At 55.5% G+C, this 6,259-nt stretch carries 2 protein-coding genes, 1 pseudogene and 1 other annotated feature; of the genes and pseudogenes, 2 read left to right on the forward strand and 1 reads right to left on the reverse strand.

Annotated features, from left to right (window positions below):
* The first annotated feature begins 19 nt into the window (after positions 1-19).
* A pseudogene (locus tag BLQ98_RS14180) lies at positions 20-1,413 on the forward strand (IS3 family transposase).
* Positions 354-460 (forward strand) — a sequence feature (AL1L pseudoknot). (Overlaps the previous pseudogene by 107 nt.)
* A gap of 532 nt (positions 1,414-1,945) precedes the next feature.
* On the opposite strand, the gene BLQ98_RS14190 reads toward BLQ98_RS14180, so the two are convergent.
* Complete coding sequence (locus BLQ98_RS14190) at positions 1,946-5,386, reverse strand: class I SAM-dependent DNA methyltransferase (RefSeq protein WP_093733960.1); 3,441 nt, start codon at positions 5,384-5,386, stop codon at positions 1,946-1,948.
* 260 nt (positions 5,387-5,646) lie between these two features.
* On the opposite strand from BLQ98_RS14190, the gene BLQ98_RS14195 reads away from it, so the two are divergent.
* Complete coding sequence (locus BLQ98_RS14195; protein ID WP_093733961.1) at positions 5,647-6,189, forward strand: recombinase family protein; 543 nt, start codon at positions 5,647-5,649, stop codon at positions 6,187-6,189.
* The last annotated feature ends 70 nt before the right edge of the window (positions 6,190-6,259 follow it).

Below are 6,259 nucleotides of genomic sequence, written 5' to 3' on the forward strand. Positions count from 1 at the left end.
TTAAGTTAGGATGATGGTTATGACAAAAAGCAAAATGGCAAATCGCTATTCGCCTGAGGTCCGCGCACGTGCGGCCCGGATGGTGTTCGAGCATCAAGGTTCATACGAAACGCAGGCGGGCGCGATTGCGGCCATTGCACCCAAAATTGGCTGTATTCCCCAGACTTTGAGCGGATGGGTCAAGCAGGCTGAGAAGGACAGCGGCATGCGCGACGGAATGACAACCGGGGACGTGATCGCATAAAGACGCTGGAACGGGAAAACCGTGAACTGCGCCAGGCGGATGAAATTCTCCGCAAGGCGTCAGCTTATTTTGCGCCCCCTCTCGCGCATGTTTACATGCGCTGCCGGGCAGCGGGACGGAACTCGACCGCCCACTCAAGCGATGATCGGCTTCATTAACGATCAAAGGGCTGTTTACGGTGTCGAGTCGATCTGCAGGGTGTTGCCGATCGCGCCGTCAACTTACTACCACCGTCTGGCATGCCTCGCGGATCCTTCTAAAGCTTCGGCACGGCATCAGCGTGACACGGAGCTGCGCCCCGAGATCAAGCGGGTTTGGGACGAGAATTACCAAGTCTACGGGGTCCGCAAGGCATGGCATCAGCTCAAGCGCGAGGGCTTTGAACTCGCGCGCTGCACAGTGGAGAGACTGATGAAACAGGTTGGTATCCGGGGTGCTGTGCGTGGAAAGGTGGCCAAGACAACGATCCCTGACACGTCAGCGCCCTGTCCGCGCGACAAGGTGAACCGGGTGTTTCGAGCACCAGCGCCGAACCTGCTGTGGGTCAGCGATTTTACCTACGTGTCGACCACTGCCCGGCAGTGCATTGCGAAGCAATGTCACGAGAGGGGTGGCAGGGCTTTGTCTATGTGGCCTTCGTCGTCGACACATTCGCTGATAGCATCGTCGGGTGGCGGGTCTCACGGTCCGCCAAAACGGACTTTGTTCTCCCCTATCGTGCATTGCTGCGCAATACCCTGCCGGGCAATGGATGCTTTGGAGCAGGCCCTGCACGATCGACGGCCCGTCCAGAATAGTGGACTGGTTCACCATTCGGACCGCCCCTCTCGGGACATTGCTGCACAATGCCCTGCCGGGCAGTGGGCGGGCAATATTTGTCAATTCGCTACACCGAGCGTTTGGCTGAGGCTGGCATCGAACCGTCGGTCGGCAGCGTCGGGGATTCCTACGACAACGCCCTCGCTGAAACGATAAATGGTCTCTACAAAACCGAGCTGGTTCATCGTCAGGGTCCGTGGCGCAACATGCAGGATCTGGAAATGGCCACCCTTGGCTGGGTCGATTGGTTCAACAACCGGCGTCTACTTGGTCCCATCGGAAACATCCCGCCAGCGGAGGCTGAACAGAACTTCTATGCACAGCACGACGTGCTCGATATGGTCGCGTAAAATGAAGCTACAGGTCTCCGGTAAAACCGGGTCGATTCAAACTGTGATTAACATTTACAGCATGGTCTGGCTTGTAAGAGGTGTGGTTCTTTTTCTTCTCTATCGCTTCGCGTTCATTCGAAACCGAGACCAAAGGGTCCCATGTGTTCGATCAACTAATTTCTCGCATACAGCTTCCCAAGGCAAGATCCTCCTCAGAGCAGCGCATTGGCTCGCGTTTCGCTTTGGAGCGGTGACTACTGCCTCGAAAGCACAGTCCAGATCATCACTGGGGACATGAACCGCCTCTGCTAACCATAGCAGCATTGGGGCGCATTGGATGTGGTTGTAGACAAAACGTGCATCGCGTCTGGGATTGCTTGCCCGACCATACGCGCCCAGTCCGTCATATTCGCCCAGCCATCCCAACCAATGCTCCTTCTGGCTGGAATACCACGCCCCGCCAAATCCAACGCCTTCCTGCAACGCCAACTCCAAGTCGCAGTAGCGCGGTGTATTTGCATCTAATTGTTTGATCCGGAGGCGCAGGTGTTTAGGCCGCAAACCGACCATCCCCGCCCTTTTCTGCCTGACCAAGCGCGGCTAGGCTTTCCATGAGTGGTTCGACGGTCCCTGCCCTCGCGCGGACAAAACGGCGGGCGATTTGTTCTGGGGTGGCTTCGCCCATTTCGGTAAGGGCTTCGCGCACGGCGGCGATTTGTTCGGGCATGGTTTTGGGCCATGGGGCTTTTTCTATTTTGGCGACCACGCCCAGGTCCATATCGCCGGTTTTGCCTTTGGCAACTTGCTGGCCTGTGGGGTTTTGATAGTCGGGGCGGAGCCAGCGGATATGGCCGCGCGCTTCTTCCTCGGCGCGTTCCTTGTTGAGCGCGACAAGGCGGAGGAGGATTTCCTCCTCGCTCAGGTCCACGGGCCAGCCGTAGGCATCGGCCACGGCGGCATCAATGCGGTCGTGTAGGTCGCGCAGGATACCGATCAGGCCTTGGTCATAGATGTCTTTGTCCTTGCCTTCGATGGTGACCCCCGCGCGGAGCTTTTCCAACACGTTATACATCTGGGTCAGGGTCAACTTGGGGTGTGCAGCTTGCTGACGCTTGCGATGCGCGTCGAGGTCTTCACCAAGCTGGCGCAGGTGGGACCGGTGGGTGTCGGTGAGGTCTGGAAAGGGGAATGGGTCGAAGCAGCGGGTTTTGGCGTAAACAGGATCGTTTCCAACTCCAAGCCAACTACCAGCAGCAAGAGACCAAACGATATGAAACCGTGATGATAAGCTAGACAAAGTTTCTGCGCTTTCCAAAGCAAGCGCTACCAATTTGTTGTCTGGCATTACTTGACCATCGAGAAATTGGAAGGTCCGAAACTTCGCAGTTTCAACAGTAACAATATAGCGCGTTAAGCCTGCCAAAGCAGGTCGGAAAGTGCCCAAAGGTTCTCCAAAAAGCCACCAGTTGTCACGCCTCCACGGTCTGTTATTTTGTGACCTTTCCGGCCAAACATTGTCCCTCAAGTATTGATAGATAGCTGGTGATTTTTTTCGAACCTGTTCCTCGGTGAAGCCGAATAAATCAATAACCATCACGTCTCTGGGCCTTGCTAAAAGGTCTCGCCCATTTCGGTAGTCTTTAATAACCAAGTTCGCAAAGCCATCTTTCCCACGTCCTAATTCTATTGCTTTTGACGTAGATACAATAAACCCTGAGCCAAACAACATAACTCCGCGGGTTGCCAATTTTTGGTTAGCGTTTAGTGGCCTAGCGCCAGCAACATCCGCACCAATTTGAATGTTGGCAAAGACTTTCCCGATCTGATGGTCAAAGGTCACGGCACGGCCGTCCGCCTCACTCTTCTCTTTGCTTTCTGTCGCCACCGTCAGCAACCGCCCACCACGATTGCCCGCAGCGCCCACAGTCATGGCGATCCGCACCGCCGCGCCAAACTGCGTATCCACCCAAGGGTGATCCGGTATCGCAAACAACAACGACAGCGGCTTTTTCGGATCGTTCAAATGTGGCTCCAGCACCCTCCGGTTAAACGTCTGGCGCAAGCTGTTCGTCGTGATCAGCCCAAAGCGCCGCGTGCCTTTGCCCGTCTTGGCGTTCCAGCCCCGTGCGGCCAATGCCGCCTTTTCCCACCAAAACATCACCAGATCAGCCGATTGCGGCATCTTGGGATAGGCAGACCACAAGGCCTCGACATAGCCATCGCCCAGACTGTCGCGCAGCCGTGACGCCCCGATAAACGGCGGATTGCCCACGATGAACTCCGCCTCAGGCCATTTCGTCGCCTTTGGCTCGGCATAGTCATAGACGGCGATGCGCGCGGCGGGGTCTGGCACTTCCTCTCCGGTCACGTTGTGCCTAATCGTGGTCACGCCGTCCCAGCGGGTCACAGGCGTGCCATCACCATTCAGACGTGGCGTTCTACCTGCCCATTCGAGTACCGCATCGCCGTTGCGGATGTTCTTGAAGTCGCGCAAAACCGGCTCGGACGGGGCCGCCTGCCCGTGGGTGCGGAAATGCCATTGCAGATAGCCGATCCACAGCACCAGCTCGGCCACGTTTGCGGCCCATGGGTTCAGCTCGATGCCGAGGAACTGGTGGGGGTCCACGGTGATAAAGCTGGCTTGGGTTTCGCCCAGTTCTTCCAATAGCGCGGTGACTTCGCCCTCTAGGCGCTTCATCATCTCCAGCGCGACATAGAGGAAGTTGCCAGACCCACAGGCGGGGTCGAGGACGCGGATTTCGCACAGCTTGCTATGGAAGCCATGGACCAACTTGCGCGCAGCCTCTTCCTTGCCATCGGTTGCCAAGCGCTGCACGGCAGTTTGCACATCGCGCCAGTCTTCGCGCAGGGGCTCCATGATCGTGGGCGTGACCAGCCGTTCGACATAGGCACGCGGCGTGTAATGCGCGCCCAGTTTGTGACGCTGCCGTTTATCTAGCGCGCGTTCCAAAAGTGTGCCGAAAATCGCTGGCTCTACCTGTTTCCAATCTGCCTCCGCCGCCTCGATCAGTAGGCCCAGTTGCAGGTTATTGAGGGGTAGCGCGCTAGGGTCTTTGAATAGGCCCCCGTTAAAGCGTTTGACCTTTGTCAGCAGAGCATGGGCATATTCGCCCTTGTCCATCGCATCCCATAGGCCCGCCAGAGCATGTTCGGCGTCTTGCGGATGGCCGCGCAGTTTGCGCAGCAAATCGGTAAAGCTTTCGCGCGGGATCAGGTCCACGTCTTCGGCAAACATCGAGAACAGACAGCGCATCAGGAAGCGGGCGACGGTTTCGCTATCGTGGCCCTGCCCTTCAAAGCTTTTGCCAAGCTCTGCCAGGTGGGTAGCAATTTCGCGCGTGACCTTGGCGGCTTTTAGTGAAGGGTCGAGGCTTGTCGGGTCCGTCCAGATTGCGCGCAACAGGTCCAGGGTTTCAGTCTTACGGAGGTCTTCGAGATAAATGCGGTAGCGGTTGCCATCTGGGAATTGGTTGTAGCCCTGCCCCTGCCCCGAGAAGTCTGCATACAGCTCGATCACATGGCCCACGTCCACGACCATCAGAAAGGGGGGCCAACCGTCCTCGCGGGCCACCGCGCGGGCGTAATTATCGGCTTGGTTGCGCGCTTTCATCATGGTGTCGTCGAATTTGGGCGTATAGCGTTTGCCATGGCCTGTTTGCTTGGGCGCGTCTTTTGCAAGGAACAGCTCTAGCGTGTCTTTGCCTTTGGTATCAGCGGCGGCGAATTGCTTGGCTTCAAGGATAAAGTGACCCTTTTTATAAAGGTCGATCCTGCCATTCCGCTTGCGCCCGGTATGAGTCAGCGTCACAGGGCGTTCAAAGCGGTAGTCGAGGAAGTCGCCGTCTTTGTCCGACACGTTAGGACGTGGCACACCCAAAAGTTCGGTAAGTTCGATCGCAAAAGACTGCGCCGTGGCCAATTCGCTGCCGCCAGAACCCAGCCAGCGTTCAATAAAGTCATCTATCTGCATAAAACCGTTCAAATACTTTATGTAAATTAGTCGCGAGCTGTGCATGGATAAGCTGGAGTTGCAATACGACGTTGCCACCTTCGTACGTTTGCAAGTGAGCGATCTGGCTTTTGAGTTGCGTAGCCTCAATTGAATTGACGGCTGTGCACAAAGGTCTACCCTGAGGAGACAAAGGAAATCCAAGTCAAAGGTGCACATTTAGACTTGATTTAGATTTAGTAGACAGCATTCTGAAAAGATCTAGTATCATAGGAGACATCATGTCGATTGTTGGTTATCGCCGTGTCAGTACCGTAGAGCAAAATTTCGACCGGCAGGATTTAGGATCTGTTGATAAGCTCTTTGAAGAGAAGCTATCTGGCAAAAGTGCCAAGGACCGCCCAGCGCTCAACGCAATGCTGGAATGGGTGCGAGAAGACGACACTGTGATTGTCCATAGCATCGATCGCTTGGCCAGAGACCTCCGCGACCTGCAATCGATAATACAAAAACTGAATGACAAAGGCGTTTCAATTACCTTCAAAACCGAAAGCCTTACGTTTTCAGCCAAATCGGACGATGCCTTCGCCACACTTCAGTTGCAGATGATGGGAGCTTTTGCTGAATTTGAAAGAAACATCATTCGCAAACGCCAGGCTGAGGGGATCGCGAAAGCAAAGGCCAAAGGCCTTTACAAGGGCCGCCCGAAGGTTGTCGATGACACTAAGGTCAAAGAATTACGTCAATCAGGCATGGGAGCGACCGCAATTGCCAAGCACCTTGGGATCGGGAGGGCAACGGTCTACAAATCTTTGAGATCGTAAACTGAGCAGCCCCAAAATTATGCTTGCCTTGGTTCAGTATCTTAGACTTATGGGAACGTTTTACTCCCGG

It is taken from the genome of Sulfitobacter litoralis (genome assembly GCF_900103185.1).
Taxonomy (GTDB): Bacteria; Pseudomonadota; Alphaproteobacteria; order Rhodobacterales; family Rhodobacteraceae; genus Sulfitobacter; species Sulfitobacter litoralis.

Bases quoted from the DNA above. Each gene is read 5' to 3' on its own strand.
- BLQ98_RS14190 (WP_093733960.1), bottom strand. From the start codon at position 5,386: ATGCAGATAGATGACTTTATTGAACGCTGGCTGGGTTCTGGCGGCAGC.
- BLQ98_RS14195 (WP_093733961.1), top strand. From the start codon at position 5,647: ATGTCGATTGTTGGTTATCGCCGTGTCAGTACCGTAGAGCAAAATTTC.